15 protein-coding genes are annotated in these 16,407 nt (G+C 24.0%); 7 read left to right on the top strand and 8 right to left on the bottom strand.

The window, feature by feature from the left end; genetic code table 11:
- The 4 genes from ACZ5CK_RS10870 to galE form a co-directional block, all read right to left on the bottom strand.
- A complete protein-coding gene (locus ACZ5CK_RS10870) occupies window positions 1-1,803 on the bottom strand; it encodes a GumC family protein (protein WP_464581836.1) in 1,803 nt (600 codons plus the stop codon).
- The gene (locus ACZ5CK_RS10865) at window positions 1,800-2,915 is read right to left on the bottom strand and encodes a glycosyltransferase (protein ID WP_464581835.1); all 1,116 of its coding nucleotides are present in this window, start codon (window positions 2,913-2,915) and stop codon (window positions 1,800-1,802) included. Before ACZ5CK_RS10865 ends, ACZ5CK_RS10870 begins: the two co-directional genes overlap by 4 nt.
- 11 nt (window positions 2,916-2,926) lie before the next feature.
- On the bottom strand, window positions 2,927-4,183 hold the full coding sequence (locus tag ACZ5CK_RS10860; protein ID WP_464581834.1) for a sugar transferase: 1,257 nt from the start codon (window positions 4,181-4,183) through the stop codon (window positions 2,927-2,929).
- Between the two features lie 115 nt (window positions 4,184-4,298).
- Entirely contained in the window at window positions 4,299-5,312 is a 1,014-nt protein-coding gene (gene galE / locus ACZ5CK_RS10855; protein WP_464581833.1) for a UDP-glucose 4-epimerase GalE, read from the bottom strand.
- Between the two features lie 166 nt (window positions 5,313-5,478).
- Here galE and ACZ5CK_RS10850 point away from each other — a divergent pair, with 166 nt between their 5' ends.
- A complete protein-coding gene (locus ACZ5CK_RS10850) occupies window positions 5,479-5,913 on the top strand; it encodes a type II secretion system protein (RefSeq protein WP_464581832.1) in 435 nt (144 codons plus the stop codon).
- 401 nt (window positions 5,914-6,314) lie between these two features.
- On the opposite strand, the gene ACZ5CK_RS10845 is transcribed toward ACZ5CK_RS10850, so the two are convergent.
- From ACZ5CK_RS10845 to ACZ5CK_RS10830, 4 genes are read right to left on the bottom strand one after another with little or no spacing between them, the layout of a single operon-like run.
- Entirely contained in the window at window positions 6,315-6,461 is a 147-nt protein-coding gene (locus ACZ5CK_RS10845) for a hypothetical protein (RefSeq protein WP_464581831.1), read from the bottom strand.
- A gap of 32 nt (window positions 6,462-6,493) precedes the next feature.
- A complete protein-coding gene (locus tag ACZ5CK_RS10840) occupies window positions 6,494-7,423 on the bottom strand; it encodes a tyrosine-type recombinase/integrase (protein WP_464581830.1) in 930 nt (309 codons plus the stop codon).
- Window positions 7,414-9,780 carry a Lon protease family protein gene (locus tag ACZ5CK_RS10835; protein ID WP_464581829.1) on the bottom strand — a complete coding sequence of 789 codons (2,367 nt, stop codon included), beginning with the start codon at window positions 9,778-9,780 and terminating at the stop codon, window positions 7,414-7,416. The genes ACZ5CK_RS10840 and ACZ5CK_RS10835 overlap by 10 nt, the downstream gene beginning before the upstream one ends.
- 34 nt (window positions 9,781-9,814) lie before the next feature.
- Window positions 9,815-10,981: an ATP-binding protein gene (locus ACZ5CK_RS10830; RefSeq protein ID WP_464581828.1), complete on the bottom strand. Its 1,167-nt coding sequence runs from the start codon at window positions 10,979-10,981 to the stop codon at window positions 9,815-9,817.
- A gap of 317 nt (window positions 10,982-11,298) precedes the next feature.
- Between ACZ5CK_RS10830 and ACZ5CK_RS10825 the strand changes: the two genes are divergently transcribed.
- Genes ACZ5CK_RS10825 through ACZ5CK_RS10800 form a run of 6 tightly spaced genes read left to right on the top strand, consistent with a single transcriptional unit; the run spans window position 11,299 to window position 16,390 of the window.
- On the top strand, window positions 11,299-12,420 hold the full coding sequence (locus tag ACZ5CK_RS10825) for a type II secretion system F family protein (protein WP_464581827.1): 1,122 nt from the start codon (window positions 11,299-11,301) through the stop codon (window positions 12,418-12,420).
- 3 nt (window positions 12,421-12,423) lie between these two features.
- Window positions 12,424-12,816 carry a hypothetical protein gene (locus ACZ5CK_RS10820; protein ID WP_464581826.1) on the top strand — a complete coding sequence of 131 codons (393 nt, stop codon included), beginning with the start codon at window positions 12,424-12,426 and terminating at the stop codon, window positions 12,814-12,816.
- Window positions 12,810-13,304, top strand: coding sequence for a hypothetical protein (locus ACZ5CK_RS10815; protein WP_464581825.1), 495 nt, complete (start codon window positions 12,810-12,812; stop codon window positions 13,302-13,304). The genes ACZ5CK_RS10820 and ACZ5CK_RS10815 overlap by 7 nt, the downstream gene beginning before the upstream one ends.
- Entirely contained in the window at window positions 13,297-13,701 is a 405-nt protein-coding gene (locus ACZ5CK_RS10810) for a hypothetical protein (RefSeq protein WP_464581824.1), read from the top strand. Before ACZ5CK_RS10815 ends, ACZ5CK_RS10810 begins: the two co-directional genes overlap by 8 nt.
- Window positions 13,698-14,279 carry a hypothetical protein gene (locus tag ACZ5CK_RS10805; RefSeq protein ID WP_464581823.1) on the top strand — a complete coding sequence of 194 codons (582 nt, stop codon included), beginning with the start codon at window positions 13,698-13,700 and terminating at the stop codon, window positions 14,277-14,279. Before ACZ5CK_RS10810 ends, ACZ5CK_RS10805 begins: the two co-directional genes overlap by 4 nt.
- Window positions 14,276-16,390 (top strand): hypothetical protein, encoded by a 2,115-nt coding sequence (locus ACZ5CK_RS10800; protein ID WP_464581822.1) that lies wholly within the window; start codon window positions 14,276-14,278, stop codon window positions 16,388-16,390. Before ACZ5CK_RS10805 ends, ACZ5CK_RS10800 begins: the two co-directional genes overlap by 4 nt.
- Window positions 16,391-16,407: the final 17 nt, after the last annotated feature.

Genomic DNA, 16,407 nt, shown 5'->3' with positions numbered 1-16,407 from the left:
TCATCCTTTTATATATATTACTTTTACATTTTTATTTTTGTTCAAAACTTCTTTAAAAACATTTATCTCATATTTATTTGCTACAATATATAATTCATCTAAATGATCTTTATATAATATGTACTCGAAGGAATTAATGTTTTCCATTAAAACAGCTTGATAATCTTCACTTTTTTTAAATTTATCAAAGTGTTCCATTATTTTATCTTTATGTATTGCTATAATAGAAAAGTTATAGAAGAAGAATATTTCTGAAATTTCTTCTTTTAAATACTCTGTTGATTTCGAAAAAAGAATTCCAATCTTTTTTTTATTATTTAATTTAGCATATACTGCTATTTTAGAAAAATCTTCTGCTTTATTTATTAAAAAATCTGGTGTTCCATAAATTTCTTTTAATTTATAGATATCATCTATTTTAGTATTCAATGTTTCCTTTAAATTTACTGTAAATAGTGCAAAAAATATAGAAAAAACAAAACCTATAGCTAATCCCATTTTTTTATTTGGGGCTACTGAACTTTGTGGTATATATACCTTATCAATAACTATAAACTTATCTTTATATGTTGCTAATTTTAGTTTCTCGTTTTCTAAATTACTTAAATACATTTGATATTTCAATTCTAACACTTTTTGATTTTTCTTTAACTTTAAATATTCATAAGTTGGTCCTGTACTTTTATTTATTTCATCATCAATTTTGTTTAATATTCCAATATATGTCGCTTTTAATGTATCTATGTTATCTAAAGAAGATATTACTGTTGTATATTCTTTATATAAATCCTTATCTATAGAAGCTAAAAAAGCTAATTTATTTTGATTTAATGATTCCTGAAGAAGATCATTATATTCTTTGTTCAAAGCTTTTAATGTTGTTTCTAATTCTACAACTTTCGGTGATTGTGGTGATAATAATTTTGTTGTTTCTAATTCTATATTTAAATCTATAATTTGGCTTTTTAACGCTTTCAATTGACTATTGGAATTAAATACTAATAGCTTTTTTAAATCTGAATCCATATTGTTAATATTATTTTCTATATTTATTTTTTTTAATTCATATTCTGTTTTTTGTTTTTCAAGAGATAATAAATTTGTATATATATTCATATAGTAATCAAGAAGATATTTATTTAAACCATCATCTGTAATTTTATTTTTTGCTTGAAATTCTATAATTCTCTTATTTATATTATCTAATTCCTTCGAAACTTGGGTAAATTTTTCTTCTAATTGAGCAATATATTTTTCAGAATTTTCCAAGTCAATAGCTCTTGTATATTCATTATAATATTTATATGTAAGAGATATAATAGAAGCTGCATAGGTAGGATCCATTGTTCTTATTTTCATTTCTATAATATTTGCATTTTCTTTGGAAGGAAAGAATTGTATATTATTTTTTAAATATTTTATTGCTGATCTTTCTGAATATTTAACTTTTAACAGCTTTTGATATAATGATAGGTGATTATTTAAAAAATCTATTATATTTAGTTCATCAACTATCTTTTTTAATACAATATCTGATTTCATTCTGTTTAGCTCTATAGATGCATTTGAATTTGATTGACCAGCTAAATCTCCAAGAATAGCTAATCCAGAAAAATCCTGTGTTGATATATTTCCCTTATATTCTATCACCTGTTTAGCTTCCCAATATTTTACCGCTATATATTTTAAATATACAACAGTAAGAAATAATATTAATAGAAAAATTATAATAAATAATATTTTATTTTTTTTTATAGCATAAAATATATTAGATATATCATTATTTATTTTAGAATCATTCATATTTTTCCTCCTAAAATTTTTCTTATATTATTTTTAAATTTTTCAAGGGAAAAATCTTTAGCTCTTTCTATAATCTTTTCTTTTGTATATTCATTTTCTGTTATTTCTAATATTGCTTCTTTTAATGAATCCGAATCTTTTGGAGGTATTACTTTTCCAGTAACGCCATCTATATTATGATATGACGTTCCTGTTCCTAACTCTGTAGTTATTATCGGAGTTCCACAAGCCATTGCTTCTATTGCAACTAAACCAAATGCTTCTCCTCTATCTATAGAAGGTAAAACAAAAACATCCGCAGCTGAATAATACTCAGGCATTTCTTGATAAGATATGTGATCTAAAAAAATCACTCTTCCTATTATTTTTTTATTTTTTACTAGTTCCTTCAATTCTTCTTTTTTTGGACCATTTCCAATTATCACTGTATAATAATTATCAGGAAGATTTTCTGTCGCTTCTATTAAATATTCTATTCCCTTATATCTTCCTAATCGTCCAATATATAAAATTAATTTTACATCTTTATTTAAATTAGATATTTTATTCAATAATTCTTCCCTTTTATTCTTTTTTCTAAAATAAAAATGGCTTAAGTCAACAAATAACGGAACAATTTCTATCTTATCTTTAAATTTTTTTAATACATTTGAGGATTCAATTATATTTGGTGATGTTACTATTATTTTATCCATCTTTTTTAAAAAATTATTAACAACTATATCGTTGTATAAATCACCAAAAAAACCTCTTCCAACTATATCAGCATGATAAAAACATATCTTTTCAGATTTTTTTATATCATTTATTAAAAAAAACATTTCAGGCTGAAATGCTGGAAAATGAAATATTATCTTTTTAGCTTTTTTAGAAATTTTCTTTATATAATAATCATATTGAAGTGATATTCTTAATGGATCTTTACGAAAAACGGTTTTTAACCTATATACCTTTACACCATTTATATTTTCAATTTTTAATTTATTTTCTTTGTTAAAGGTTATAACTTCAGATCCTCCATAATATTCTTTTCCTATTTCAGCTATTTCCTTAGCTACAACTTCTACACCACCCATTTCAGGGGGATACATTTTTACAACACTTAATAACATTAATTTCACCCTTAAATGCCTTTTTTCCAAAAAATGGCTTCTATTGTTTGCATTATTATTTTTAAGTCTAATAGTGTAGTTCTATTTTTTACATAATATAAGTCATAACTAGTTTTTATTTTTGTTTCTTCTAATGTTGTTGGATATTTATAATTAATTTGTGCCCATCCAGTCAATCCTGGTTTTACTTTATGCCTAAATTCATAAAATGGTATTAATTCATTAAATTGTTTTACAAACCCTGGTTGCTCTGGTCTCGGACCGACAAAAGACATTTCGCCTTTTAATATATTAATAAATTGAGGAATTTCATCAAGTCTAATTGGTCTGATAATTTTTCCGGATCTCATTATTCTATCTCTTTCCTTGTCTGCAAATTTTTCTGAAGCATTTTTCTTATTATTATACATACTTCTAAATTTAATTAGAGTAAAAATTTTTTCATCTTTTCCTATTCTTTTTTGCTTAAAGATTATAGGTTTTCCATTTTCTATAAATATTGCTAAAGTGATCAATAAAAAAATGGGAGATAATACAATTAAAGCTATTAAAGATATAAATATGTCAACTATTCTTTTAGCAGGAGATTCTTTTATTTCACTAAAAGCTACTTCATAATGATTTTTAAATTTCATAGCTACTTGTATTGGAATTCTTTTTAAAAATTTTTCTACTATTACTGGTAAATATTCTACATTTATCCCATTTTCTTTAAATTCATTTATTTCATTTAATACTAATTTTTCTAATTCTGGATCAGCTACTAAAACACCATCATGCTCTTTAATCAATTTTTTCAATCTAACAGGCGAAGGATTTATATACTCAACAAATTGTAATTTACCAAGACTCTTTTTTTCTATTTCATTCATTAACTCTTCCCATTCTTCTTTTCTACCAATTACTATATATTTTTTTGGTTCTATATTTTTTAATAATATGTAGTAACTAATTTTATGAACAACTGGTAACACTAAAATATTAAATAGGAAGTTATCTAAAAAATATGATTTTAAGATGATATTATCAAAAAATGCTAAAAAAGATAAAACTACAAGAAACCCTAACATCATTCCAGCAAAAATCCTTATTATTGTATCATTCCAACTTTCAATATTTTCAAAGTCGTATGTTCTAAATGCATATATACCAAGATATATAAATGTTCCAAATAATAATGAAATATATATATTTTTTGTTATATATAGATTAAAAATTATTAATATAATATAGTCAATTATTTTTAAGAAATTTGAATTTATTCGCATCTTCTTCCTCCGCCAATCTTTTTTCATTTCAATTATAGCACAAATTTCAGCTTTTGTTTTTATAATTATTTGAATATATGTTACATTTAATTATTAATAACTGAGAGCAATGCTCTCAGTTATCATAACCATTAGGATTATTTTTTTGCCAATTCCAGGAGTCTCTACACATATCTACTATATTTCTTTCGGCTTTCCATCCTAATTCCTTTAATGCTTTTGTTGGATCTGCATATACTTGATCAACATCTCCTGGCCTTCTATCTACTATTTCATAGGGTATTTTTATTCCATTTGCTTCTTCAAATGCTTTTACAACATCTAATACACTATATCCAACACCAGTTCCCAAATTATATACTTTTACTCCTGTTTCATTCATTATTTTCTCCAATGCTTTTATATGTCCTATTACCAAATCCACTACATGAATGTAATCTCTTACGCCAGTTCCATCATGTGTACTATAATCATTTCCAAATACATTTAATTTTTCTCTTTTTCCAACTGCCACTTGAGTTATATATGGCATTAAATTATTTGGAATACCATTTGGATCTTCTCCTATTTTACCGGATTCATGTGCTCCTATTGGATTAAAATATCTAAGTAATGCAATAGACCATTCATTATCTGATACATATAAATCCTTTAATATGTATTCTATAAATAATTTTGTTCTACCATATGGATTTGTAGCAGAAAGTGGAGCGTCTTCTGTTATTGGAACTTTTTCCGGATTACCATATACTGTAGCAGAGGAACTGAACACTATCTTTTTTACATTTTTTTCTTGCATTACTTCTAATAAGTTTAATGTTCCAGTTATATTGTTTTTATAATATTTCAATGGTATCAATACAGATTCACCTACCGCTTTTAAACCTGCAAAATGTATTACTGCTTCAATATTGTTTTCATTAAATATTCTTTCTAATCCTTTTTTATCTAATAAATCTACTTCATAAAATTTGAAATCTTTTCCTGTTAATTCTTTTATTCTCTTTAATACTTCTGGTTTACTATTTGAAAAATTATCTAAAACTACAATTTCATAACCTGCATTTAAGAATTCCACACATGCGTGAGAACCAATGTATCCTGCTCCACCTGTTATTAATATTGCCATTTATTTCACCTCCGATTATTGTCTGTTTTATTATACCAAATAATGTTTAAATTATTTCAAAATACTAAAATTTAATTTGTAAAATTTTAATTGTTTTTATGATATAATAGTTTTTGGCTATATTTTTTGTTATAAATATAAACATTTAACAAAAGGGGGCGTGGGGATGGCTTTGAAGAGTAAAGCTGGTTTTTCTTTGTACGAGGTGTTGATTGTTTTAGCGGTTATTGCTATTTTAGGAACTTTTGCTGTTCCTATGGTGAATAATGTTGTTAGAAAAGCGAAGATGACGAAGATTATAAACGATATGAAGGTTTTGGAAAATTCTATTATGCAGTATTATTATAATGAGGATTCTTTACCAAATGATATTGATGCTTTGATCGCTAATAATTATTTAGAAAATACTGTTGACAACATAAATTTTAGTACAAATTCTAATGTTGTTTATGTTTATTATAATAGCGAAGTTGAAAAAGCTGATGAATTAGAAAATTTAGATACTACTTTAAAATGGAGTTCTTCTAATTCGGATTTTTCTACACTTGCTGATGTTCCGTCTGATACTGAAAAATATCCAGTTTTAAAAGTTATATTTTAATAGCAAAGAAGAAAATTATAAAATAATGCTCTTCACCAGGTGAAAATTCTGAATCCTCAAAGTTGTAATCAAAATAAAACTCATTCAAACGCTTGATTGCTGATCTGAAAAAATTAATCATTCTCGGTTTCCGTTCAGACTCGCATCCATGCTCGGCTTCACTCAAAATCACATCCATGTGATTTTGGAAACCTTCATTCATAATTTTTTCAGGCAATCTTCGAGTTTTCATTCGTTTTATTTTTGAATTCCAATAATATCTAGTTTTATTGATATTTTATTTTGTTTATAATCTAAAATTGTCCGGCTTAACCGGACAATTTATTTTTTATATGCACTACCTCGAGAAATCAAGTTTATTCATTGATTTCTTTGCTTTTTTAGTTAAGTTAACGATGTATTTAATATTCATCTACAACTTTTAGATCTTCCTCGGTAAGGTCATCCAAAATTCTTGTTAATTCTTCATTTTCTTCATCGTCACAAAATTTCACTTTAGACATTATTTGAAAATATATGTTGTTGTATTTTTTCTCTTTATTTAGCATTTTTTCACCACCTTTATAACAGCTATATATGTTTACTCATTGAAATCAATTAGCTCATCAGCCTCTAGTGCTACTGAGGTTGCTTCGTGATAGTATATTTGTGTGGTTGATATGTTTTTATGACCTGCTATTTGTTTTGCCGCTTCTATTCCATGATTTAATGCTATTTTTGTAATTACAGTATGTCTAAATGAATGAGCTGAAAGTTTTTTATCACCTCTAAATTCTTTTAATCCCAATTCATTGAAATATTTATCTATTATCATTTGAACTGCTCTTTCTGTTAATGCTTTGCCATATGAATTTGGCGATAATGATATAAAAAGTGGATCATTTGATTTATACTTTTTTGATTTATTTCTTTCTTTTAAATACTCATTAATTGCGGTATATACATCTTTATGTAAGGCTATTATAGAATCTTTTTCAATATGACCTTTTGATTTATAATGTAATAATACTTTGTTATTTCTTTTTACTATATCTCTAATTTTAATTTGCGTTAATGAGTATATTCTTATGCCTGTATATGCTAATGTTTTTACTATTGCCATATCTCTTTTTCCAGCTAATGTTGATGTATCTATTATTTCAAATATTTCCCTTATTTCTTCATCTGTTAATATATCTTTTCTATGGCCAAATGGTCTTTTTGCACCTTTTACATTTTTGGCAATATTTTTATATAATCCTTTATCTTCAAGAAAGGCGAAAAAGCGCCTTACACCAGAAAGGTATAGGTTTACTGTATATGGACTTTTATCTTTTAATAAATAGGTTTTCCACATTTTTACTGTTTTAGGTGTGGGTTTTGCTATATTTTGTTTTCTTAAATAATTGAGAAAGTATCTTATAGATTTTGTATATTGTTTTTTTGTCGCTGGTGTTACTTCATCCAGTTCTTCGAGAAATTCTATTAGAATTTCATCGAATTTGTTTACTTCTTTCCTTTCTATTTCCATGGCCAGAACCTCTTCTTATTTGGATGTAATTTTTTCAACCTTTTTATTCCTTCTATTACCTGACAATTAACTGTATCTTTTTCAAAGTTGCCATGTTCATCCATTTTTCCTGCTTTTTTATTCATTATTATTTCTATTGCTTCATCCACATTTTTTACTGTATATATATGAAAATTGCTGTCTTTTATCGCTTTTTCAATTTCATGGTTTAATACTAAATTTTTTATGTTTTGATGTGGGATTATTACACCTTGATTTCCCGTTAATCCCTGCAATTTACATACATTATAAAATCCTTCTACCTTTTCTATTATTCCACCAACTGGTTGTATATTCCCATTTTGATCTATTGAACCTGTTACTGCTATATTTTGTTTTATAGTAATATTTGATATAGCAGAAATTAATGATAAAACTTCTGCTAAAGATGCACTATCTCCTTCAAGCATTGAATAAACTTGTTCAAAACTTATTGAAGCGGAAAATACCATATGTTCATCCAAATGATATTTTGAATAGAAATAATTTTCTATTATATATGTGGATTTTCTATGTATTTTACCACTCATATCTGCATCTCTTTGTATATCTAATAGCCCTGCTTGTTTTGCAGAAAATACTTTAGCTGTTATTTTTACAGGAACACCAAATGAATATGAGTCTATTTCCATTACGGTTAAGCCATTAATTTGACCTATTTTTTCTCCTTTTGTTTCCAGAATTAGTTGTCCTTCTTTTATTGATTCCATTATTTTATCTCTGTATAATGAAAACATATTTTCATGTTTTTGAATTGCTTCTTTTACAGCATTTTCATCTACATATGGAATTGTGTTACTGTATTTATCAGAAATATAATTAGCTTCTAATATTATATTTTTTAATACTCCAAATTTTGCTGATAATTTATCATTTTTTTCATTTAATCGGCAGGAATATTTTATTAACTCTTCTATTGCTTTTTTTGTAAAGTCTTTTAAATTATTTTCTTTTATTATGTTTTTTACAAAACGTGCAAAGTATTCTGCATTTTCTTTATTTAAATCTATTTCTGTATCAAATGGCACTTTTATGTTAAATAATTTTTTGAAATCTGGGTCATATGAATATAGTATTTCATACATCCATTCTTCGCCAATCATTATTATTTTTATATTCAAAGGTATTGGATCAGGTTCTAATGTATGAACTACGCTTAATCCCATTTTTCCTTCAAGATTTTCTATTTTTATTTCTTTATTCATCAATGCATTTTTTAAGGCTTCCCATACATATGGGTTTTTCATTACTTTTTCTGCATCTAATATAAGATATCCACCATTTGCTTTATGCAACAATCCTGGTTTTATCATTGAAAAATCTGTTTTTAATATACCCATTTGAGAAATATATTCTATTTTGCCAATGAGATTTGAATATGTTGGATCTGTTGCTTCTATAACTGGAGCACCTGTTATTGAAGAATTATCTGTAATTATATTTATTGAATATTTTTTCTTGTATAATTTTAAAAAATTTTCATCATTTGAAAGAATTTCTGGAAAATTTTCTGATATATCATTTTTTATTTCATTTAGATAATCTACTATATCAGAATTATCATTATATTCTTTTATTAAACCTTCAAAAATACCGGATATCGTGAATAATGCCCAATATTTTTCCAGATTTCTTAATTGCTCTCTATAATTTTTATCCATTTCTGTTATTTTAATCATTGTTTTTTCCATTAATTGTCTTAATATTGGGGTTTTTTCTTCGTACTTATTTCTAATTTCTTCTGGTAATTTATCATATTCTTCATCTGTTAATTCTTTTCCTTCATATACTGGTATTGTAACTGCTCCATCAGATGTAAATTGTAATTTGAAACTTAACTCTTCCACCTGTTTTTTTAATTCTTCCCATATTTTTTTTCTTTTTGATAAATATTCTTGTTCCAGTTGTGTTCTTTTTTGTGTGAAATCTTCTCCTTCTATACCTTTTTTTAAAGCATTAAATGCCATTTCTATTGTTTCTTCTAAATCTTTTTTAAATTTTACTGCACTTCCTGGTTTTAACGATATTGCTTTGGGTTTCATAGAATCTTTAAAATTATATACATATATATAGTCATTTGGAGTTTTTTTAGTTGTGGAGTATTTAGAAAGTATGGTTTTAGCAAAGGTTCTTCTTCCTGTATTCACAGGGCCTGTGATAAAGATATTGTGAGTTTTTTGCTCTATTTCTAATCCCATTAATATGGATTCATATGCACGCTTTTGTCCAAAATATTCTGTTATTGCTTCTATTTTTTCAGTATTTTCAAATTCCAATTCTGGAATTTTTACTTTAAAATCTTCCCATTTTAATTCCATTTTATTCCCCCCCTCCATTAAAATTATAGCATTTTTACCATAAAAATCCCAATAACCATAACGGCACTTTATTTTTTAACGGTATATCAATATCATCACGAATAACAAAATCTGATTTTTTTATTTTTTTATTTTTTCCTCCTACTTCAATTTTTATATCATTCCAAATGAAATCTCCTTCTTTCTCATTTTTTGATGCAAATATTTTTCCTTTTTCTTTTAAAGCAAATACCGTGAATGCTTCCCTAAAATTCCCAATCTCTCCATTATATATATAGTAATATGAGGGATCAGCAAGAAATATTTTTTCACCTTTTGAATTTATACTGAAATCTTTTTCTTTTAATATTATATTTATTAATTCCGCTTCTTCCATCACTTTTAATAATTCATATAATTTATTTTTGCTCAATCCCCAATCTTTACACATTCGTTCAACATTAATCGTTGGAATTTTTGAGTATATTAAATAACCTATTACAGCTTTCATTAATTTTAAATGATTTTCTTTTATGCTGTTTAAAAAAAATGGTATATCGCTATATAATGTTTTTTCAAGAATATTTTCCATTTTTTCAGAAAAATTACCTTCAAGAAAGAATGGTCTTGTTCCCGACGATGCATATTCTTTAAATATCTTTAAAATATCAAGATTTTTTATTTGTGACATCAATTTTTCTTTATCAAAATTAAAAGGAGAGTTTATGGTTTGAACTTCTATATTTTTTGATAAATATATATATTCTCTAAAAGATAATAAAGGCATTCTAATTTTTATAAACCTTCTTGAAAGATCAGATATTCCTGTTCTTAATATTATACTGCTACTATCACTTATCCATATCTTTTTATCCGGATATGAATCATATAGTGCCTTAATATGTATGCTCCATTTATTCAAATAATGAACTTCATCTATTATTATTCCATCATATCCTTCTAAAAAAACTTTTTCACCAATTTCATATAATGGAAATGTTGAAATTAATGGATCGTCTCCAGAGATATAAAAATAATTATTCTCTTTTGCTTTCATCAACAAATATGTTGTTTTACCTACTCCTCGAGGTCCATATAGCAATATTCCTCTATTATCATATTTATCAATATTTTTAAAATACAACCTCTTTTTTGCAGGTAATGCGTTTAGCAATCGTGCTTTTTTTAATTCCATTTTTTCAATAATTTCATTTAAATCCATTTTTTCACCTCCGTTCTATATCAATACTAATTATACCATAATTCGTTCTAAATCAAAACGAATTTTATTTAATTCTAATAAATTCGTTCTAAAATGATACGATTATTTATTAAAATCGTTCTATTATAGAACGATTTCGGATAAGTAATAAAAAAGTATTATTGGAATCAAAATAATATTCGCTCATATTATTTTTTTTAGAAAATGCTTTGTCAACAGCCTGTTATTATTAATGCTCTGCATTAATAATATGTCTATTTTAAAAAATCAAAATATTATGGTAAAATATAATTAATTTGTTTTAAAAAGGTGATATTATGAAACTTTTTTATTTCGAAGGAAAAAATTTTAGTTTACCAGTAAAAGGATATATTATTGGCAAGTCTGATGTTGACGCATTAAGTAAAATTGATAATGAAATGGAAATAGATAAATTTGAATATGTGAAGAGAATTAATTTCAAAAAATTAAACACCAAAGAACATTTGAAAATAATAAAAATGTTAAAAGCCTTTATTCTTTCTGATGTTAATTTTTTAGATGCAATAAAATATATTAGAAATAATAATGAGATTTCTCAGAGAATAAAAATTGCACTTGATTTTTTAATTAATAATATTATGTCAGGAACACCTTATAAAATAGCTATGGATATGACATCATATTTTGATTATGAATTCAGAAAGTCTTTATCTAAAGCCTCTGATAAGGTTGAATTGTTGAAAATTCTAAACAGACTCGAAAAAGTTTATGATAATAGAGTGAAAAACTTTCATGAGTTGCGAAATATTCTTTCTTATCCTATTTTATTGTTTTCTGCTTTAATTAGTTTATTATTATTTTTACAGTTTTTTATCGTTCCAATTTTTAGGCAAAATTTTAATACAAATTTTAGTTTTTTTATTTCATGGATTTTAATCGGCATTATTGCTTTCTCAACTGTTATACTCATTGTTTTATTTAAAAATAAGAGAAAGTTTGATGATATTTTATACGTATTGCCTGTTATAAGGAAAATTCATAAAAAATATGCTTTGCTTGAATTTGTTGAATCCACTTCAATATTTATAGAAAGTGGTGACACTACATTCGATGCATTTGAAAAAAGTTCTGAAATTATCTCATCTCAAAAATTAAAAGAAGAAATTATAAATATCTTAAGTCAATTGGAAAAGGGAAATAACATTGTTGATATTCTAAAAAATACAGAGTTTAATGAACTTTTGTTTTCTATATCCCTATCAAAAGATTTGAGTGATTTAAAACAACCTCTGGAAATACTTGAAGCAGAATTAAATTTTGAATTATCCCAATTTATACAAAGATTAAAAAAATTGTTGGAACCAATACTTATAATGATAATTTCTATTGTTATTTTTGAGATTGCATATGGTTTTTATGGTGGGATATTTAATACTATAAATAATTTGGGGTTTTAGTCTATGAAAAAAGGATTTATTTTATATGAATTATTAATAGTTTTATTAATAGAAAGTTTTTTATTTCTCAGTTTTAGTTTTGTGATAAAAAAAGAGATTTTTGATGATATAAAAAAGAGAATAGATTTTATAGAAATGATGGATTATTTTGTACAGGTAAAGATACATTCTATTAATTTTGACGATCAGTATACAAAAATTGTAATTTCAAATCATAGTTATTTTGATGGTATTGTATATAAAGAAATTCCTTATAAAACTAGTGATTATTCAAAAGTTTTTAATTTTTATAATTTGATATTAAAAAGTCCTGGAAATACATTAAATATTGACGGGGCTAATTTGGTTATTCTTCCCATAACTTCTTCATTTAGATGGAGTGGTATTGAATGGTAAGAAGCTTTTATTTTAATAAAAAATTGATATATAGATTCAAAGATAAAGGTTTTAATAATTTAAAAATAAATATTCAGGATTATTATGGCATAATATTAAAATTTCCAGATGAAAAAAGCAGAGATAAATATATAATTAAAAACTCCAGAGATTTCAAAATTTCTACAAGAAAGGTTAAGTACATTCAATTAAAAGAAAATTTGTTTTATTTATATATTAGTGATTATATAAAAAAATTTAAATACTCATTATTTTTTGATTATACTATTCCACTAAATTTTCTATTGTGGAATTATTTAGATTCAAATGACTGGGAAGATGAATATATTACCTTTTCATCTGGAAAAAATAATATTATTTTTGAAAAAGTTGAAAATGATTATCTTTATGGTTTATATTCTGATGATGTTTATGGAAAAAATATTGTTGTTGATGAAAAATTAATTATTGAAGCCATTAAATCTTTGAGAGGAAAGTATTATGTTTAGGTCGGTTATTAGATTATATTTAAATGTTATTTCTTATGTTGTATTTTTGTTTTCTATTATACTTTTAATTTTCTCAATAATTAATTTTCAAAGTAGAGTTTATTCTGGAAAAATGGAAGAAATTAAGAATAACGAAAAGCTTTTAAATGAATTTAACCAGAGAATTAATTCATCAAAAAAAGCTAATGATAATTTGTTTTCTTTTCTGGAATTTTTGAACAAGATTGATACCAATGTATATGTTCAATCAATTGATTATTCTCCAGAAAGTCTTGATGCAACTATTTTAATTGAGGTGGTTAATGGATTAAAAATCATATCGCCATATCAAATAAAAGAAATTGGAACATTAGATTTATTTTATAAGCAATATAAAATTTTGGAGATGAAAAAATGATATATAGATATTTAATCTCATTTATTATTATTTTTATCTCTATTTTTTTAGTTATTCAAAAGCCAGAAAAGAATGTTAAAAACTTTATTTTACCAAAATTTTCTGTTTCTCAAATTTCAGATAATTATGTAAACCAAAGAGTTTCTTTTAATGATTTAAATGATATATTATCTCAATTAAAAGCAGAAAAAGGTGTTTTAATTGAACATTTTAAAGTGGATTCAAATTACAATTTTTTAGACAATAAAAATTATTCTGTTTATATAAAAAGGGATATTCCACAGAATATAAAATACATAAAAGATTATGAAAAAATAAATTATAAAAGTTTTGATTTTCTGGATATTGATATGGACAAAATTTGGAAAAATTCTATAAATATTCAAAATTCTAATCTTTTTGAATTTTCTGGTGTAATAAGAAAGAACAATGAAAAACGTGCTTATATTTATTTCAAAGGACTTTTAAAAGAGGTAAAAGAAAATAGTAATTTGGGAGATTTTCGTATTTTAAAAATTTATGACAATGGCATTTTACTATTTAATGAATATGAGAAAAGATTTGAGGTGCTTAGATGAAAAAAATATCCTTACTACTATTTTTAGTATATTCTATAATTCTTTCTGCATATAATATTAAAATCGATTATAGTAACAATACTAATTTTATTAAACTTTCTGATGTATCGACAAATGCCACTGTATTTATGGATAATACAAAAACAGATTACAAAATAGCATTTAAAGATACTGCATTTGAAAATAAATCATATATTTTGCCAAAAGGCCCTGTTAAAATGATTAAACTTTATGATAATACATTAGAGTTGATTATGATTTTTCCTGTTGATATAGATATTAAATCAAGTAAAGACATCTCAATTACAATAACGGGAAAACAACCTCTAAATGATGAATTGTTTCACTTTAAAACCATAAAAATAAAGGATTTATTAGATATATTATTAAAAGAATTGGGATTTAATAAATACTATTTAACAGAAATTCCAGATAAAAATATTTCATTAGAACTTAAAAATTTTTATCCCGAAGATTTATTTAGAATCATTTTTGATTCAACTGGATTATACTATGATTACCTTAGTACAAAAGATATTTATATTTCAAAAAATAAATTATATTCAGAAAATTTTCCTATTATTAATTCAAATAAATCTAATGAAAAAGAGGAATTTGAATTAATAAATTCTACTGTTCCAAATTTTTCTTCAATAATAAAATTACTAAATCTTTCCTATGTAAAAATATCAGACTCTTTATATTTAGTTAAAGGTGATTCAGAAAATATTGATTTGATAAAGGAAATATCCTTTAATATTTCTTCTATTACAGATAATAATACAAATAAAAATGAAAAAGCTAAAAAAGAGAATATTGAGATATCTTATCCTTCTACAAAAACAAATAGTGAGAAAACAAAAGAATTTAAACTTTTCAATTTTAATCTCCCTCAAAAAGATATAATAAAAGATTTTAATATTGAATATACAGAAATCAGCGATAATCTATTACTATTAAAAGGATATAATAATGATTTATATTTATTTGAAAAATATTATAACATTGCATATGATATATATTCAAAAAATAAAGAAAATAAAAAAGATGATGAAATTTCTAAAAATTCTGATTATCCTAAAATCACAGAAGATTCTACTTATGCTATTTTAAAAACACCTGTTGATATAGGAAAAATATCCCCTTTATTTGATTTAAAAATTGACTATATTGATAATGATATTTATGTTATTAAGGGTTCAAAAAAAAATATTGAGAAAATGAAAAACATAAATAATAAAATCAAGGATTTAATTTCGAATGATAGTACTAAAATAAACTGTACTGAAGAATCGACAATTTCTATTTTAGATAATCCTGCGACTATTACCGTTATAAATACTACAAAACCTATTGATAAACTCGCTGACATTTTAAATTTAGATATAATAGAACTTTCAAAAGATAATTACGTCGTAAAAGGTAGGAATATAAATTTACTAATGGATATACTATCAAAAATACCTCAAAGAAAAGAAAGTGAAATTAATAAAAAAGCAAACAATAATAATATAAAAAATACAATAAAAATTAAAATAATTCAATCTAATTTAGATTTATTACCATTTAATAAAATTTTTAAAAATACTATAATCCAAAAGATAGATAAAAATTATATAATAAAAGGTACAGAAGATGATATAAAAATTATAGAAAATTTTAATGATAAATACAATATTATAGAAGCTACAAAAACTATAAACGATACAAATAAAATTAATGATTTTTATATTTCAATAAAAAATGATAAATTTGATTATTTTGATGCTATTGCTAAAAATATGAATATACAATATGATGCTATTTATTCAAACAATGTAGGAAAAATTATTAGAATAAAATCCAATTTAGAAGATTATAAAAAGTTATATAAGTTACTTTCTTTAAAAAATACAATAACTACTATAACAAAAGATACTACAAAAACAAATGTTCCAGCATATAAAACATTATTTGAATTAGTGGAAATATATGCAAAAAATAATAATTTAGCTTTAATTAATGACGAAAAACTAAAAAACATAAAGGTCTTTAACTATAATAATATTGAAGATATTGAGAAAATATTAGAAGAGAACAATTATTACATGGACAAAGAAAAAATGTCATAATTATTAAAGAAAAAATA

The organism is Marinitoga okinawensis (assembly GCF_055387075.1).
This window is presented reverse-complemented; position numbering and strand designations above follow the sequence as displayed.

What these genes read in the sequence shown, in the direction of transcription:
- ACZ5CK_RS10870 (WP_464581836.1), bottom strand. Translation starts at nt 1,803, where the DNA reads ATGAATGATTCTAAAATAAATAATGATATATCTAATATATTTTATGCT.
- ACZ5CK_RS10865 (WP_464581835.1), bottom strand. Translation starts at nt 2,915, where the DNA reads ATGTTATTAAGTGTTGTAAAAATGTATCCCCCTGAAATGGGTGGTGTA.
- ACZ5CK_RS10860 (WP_464581834.1), bottom strand. Translation starts at nt 4,183, where the DNA reads ATGCGAATAAATTCAAATTTCTTAAAAATAATTGACTATATTATATTA.
- galE (WP_464581833.1), bottom strand. Translation starts at nt 5,312, where the DNA reads ATGGCAATATTAATAACAGGTGGAGCAGGATACATTGGTTCTCACGCA.
- ACZ5CK_RS10850 (WP_464581832.1), top strand. Translation starts at nt 5,479, where the DNA reads ATGGCTTTGAAGAGTAAAGCTGGTTTTTCTTTGTACGAGGTGTTGATT.
- ACZ5CK_RS10845 (WP_464581831.1), bottom strand. Translation starts at nt 6,461, where the DNA reads ATGCTAAATAAAGAGAAAAAATACAACAACATATATTTTCAAATAATG.
- ACZ5CK_RS10840 (WP_464581830.1), bottom strand. Translation starts at nt 7,423, where the DNA reads ATGGAAATAGAAAGGAAAGAAGTAAACAAATTCGATGAAATTCTAATA.
- ACZ5CK_RS10835 (WP_464581829.1), bottom strand. Translation starts at nt 9,780, where the DNA reads ATGGAATTAAAATGGGAAGATTTTAAAGTAAAAATTCCAGAATTGGAA.
- ACZ5CK_RS10830 (WP_464581828.1), bottom strand. Translation starts at nt 10,981, where the DNA reads ATGGATTTAAATGAAATTATTGAAAAAATGGAATTAAAAAAAGCACGA.
- ACZ5CK_RS10825 (WP_464581827.1), top strand. Translation starts at nt 11,299, where the DNA reads ATGAAACTTTTTTATTTCGAAGGAAAAAATTTTAGTTTACCAGTAAAA.
- ACZ5CK_RS10820 (WP_464581826.1), top strand. Translation starts at nt 12,424, where the DNA reads ATGAAAAAAGGATTTATTTTATATGAATTATTAATAGTTTTATTAATA.
- ACZ5CK_RS10815 (WP_464581825.1), top strand. Translation starts at nt 12,810, where the DNA reads ATGGTAAGAAGCTTTTATTTTAATAAAAAATTGATATATAGATTCAAA.
- ACZ5CK_RS10810 (WP_464581824.1), top strand. Translation starts at nt 13,297, where the DNA reads ATGTTTAGGTCGGTTATTAGATTATATTTAAATGTTATTTCTTATGTT.
- ACZ5CK_RS10805 (WP_464581823.1), top strand. Translation starts at nt 13,698, where the DNA reads ATGATATATAGATATTTAATCTCATTTATTATTATTTTTATCTCTATT.
- ACZ5CK_RS10800 (WP_464581822.1), top strand. Translation starts at nt 14,276, where the DNA reads ATGAAAAAAATATCCTTACTACTATTTTTAGTATATTCTATAATTCTT.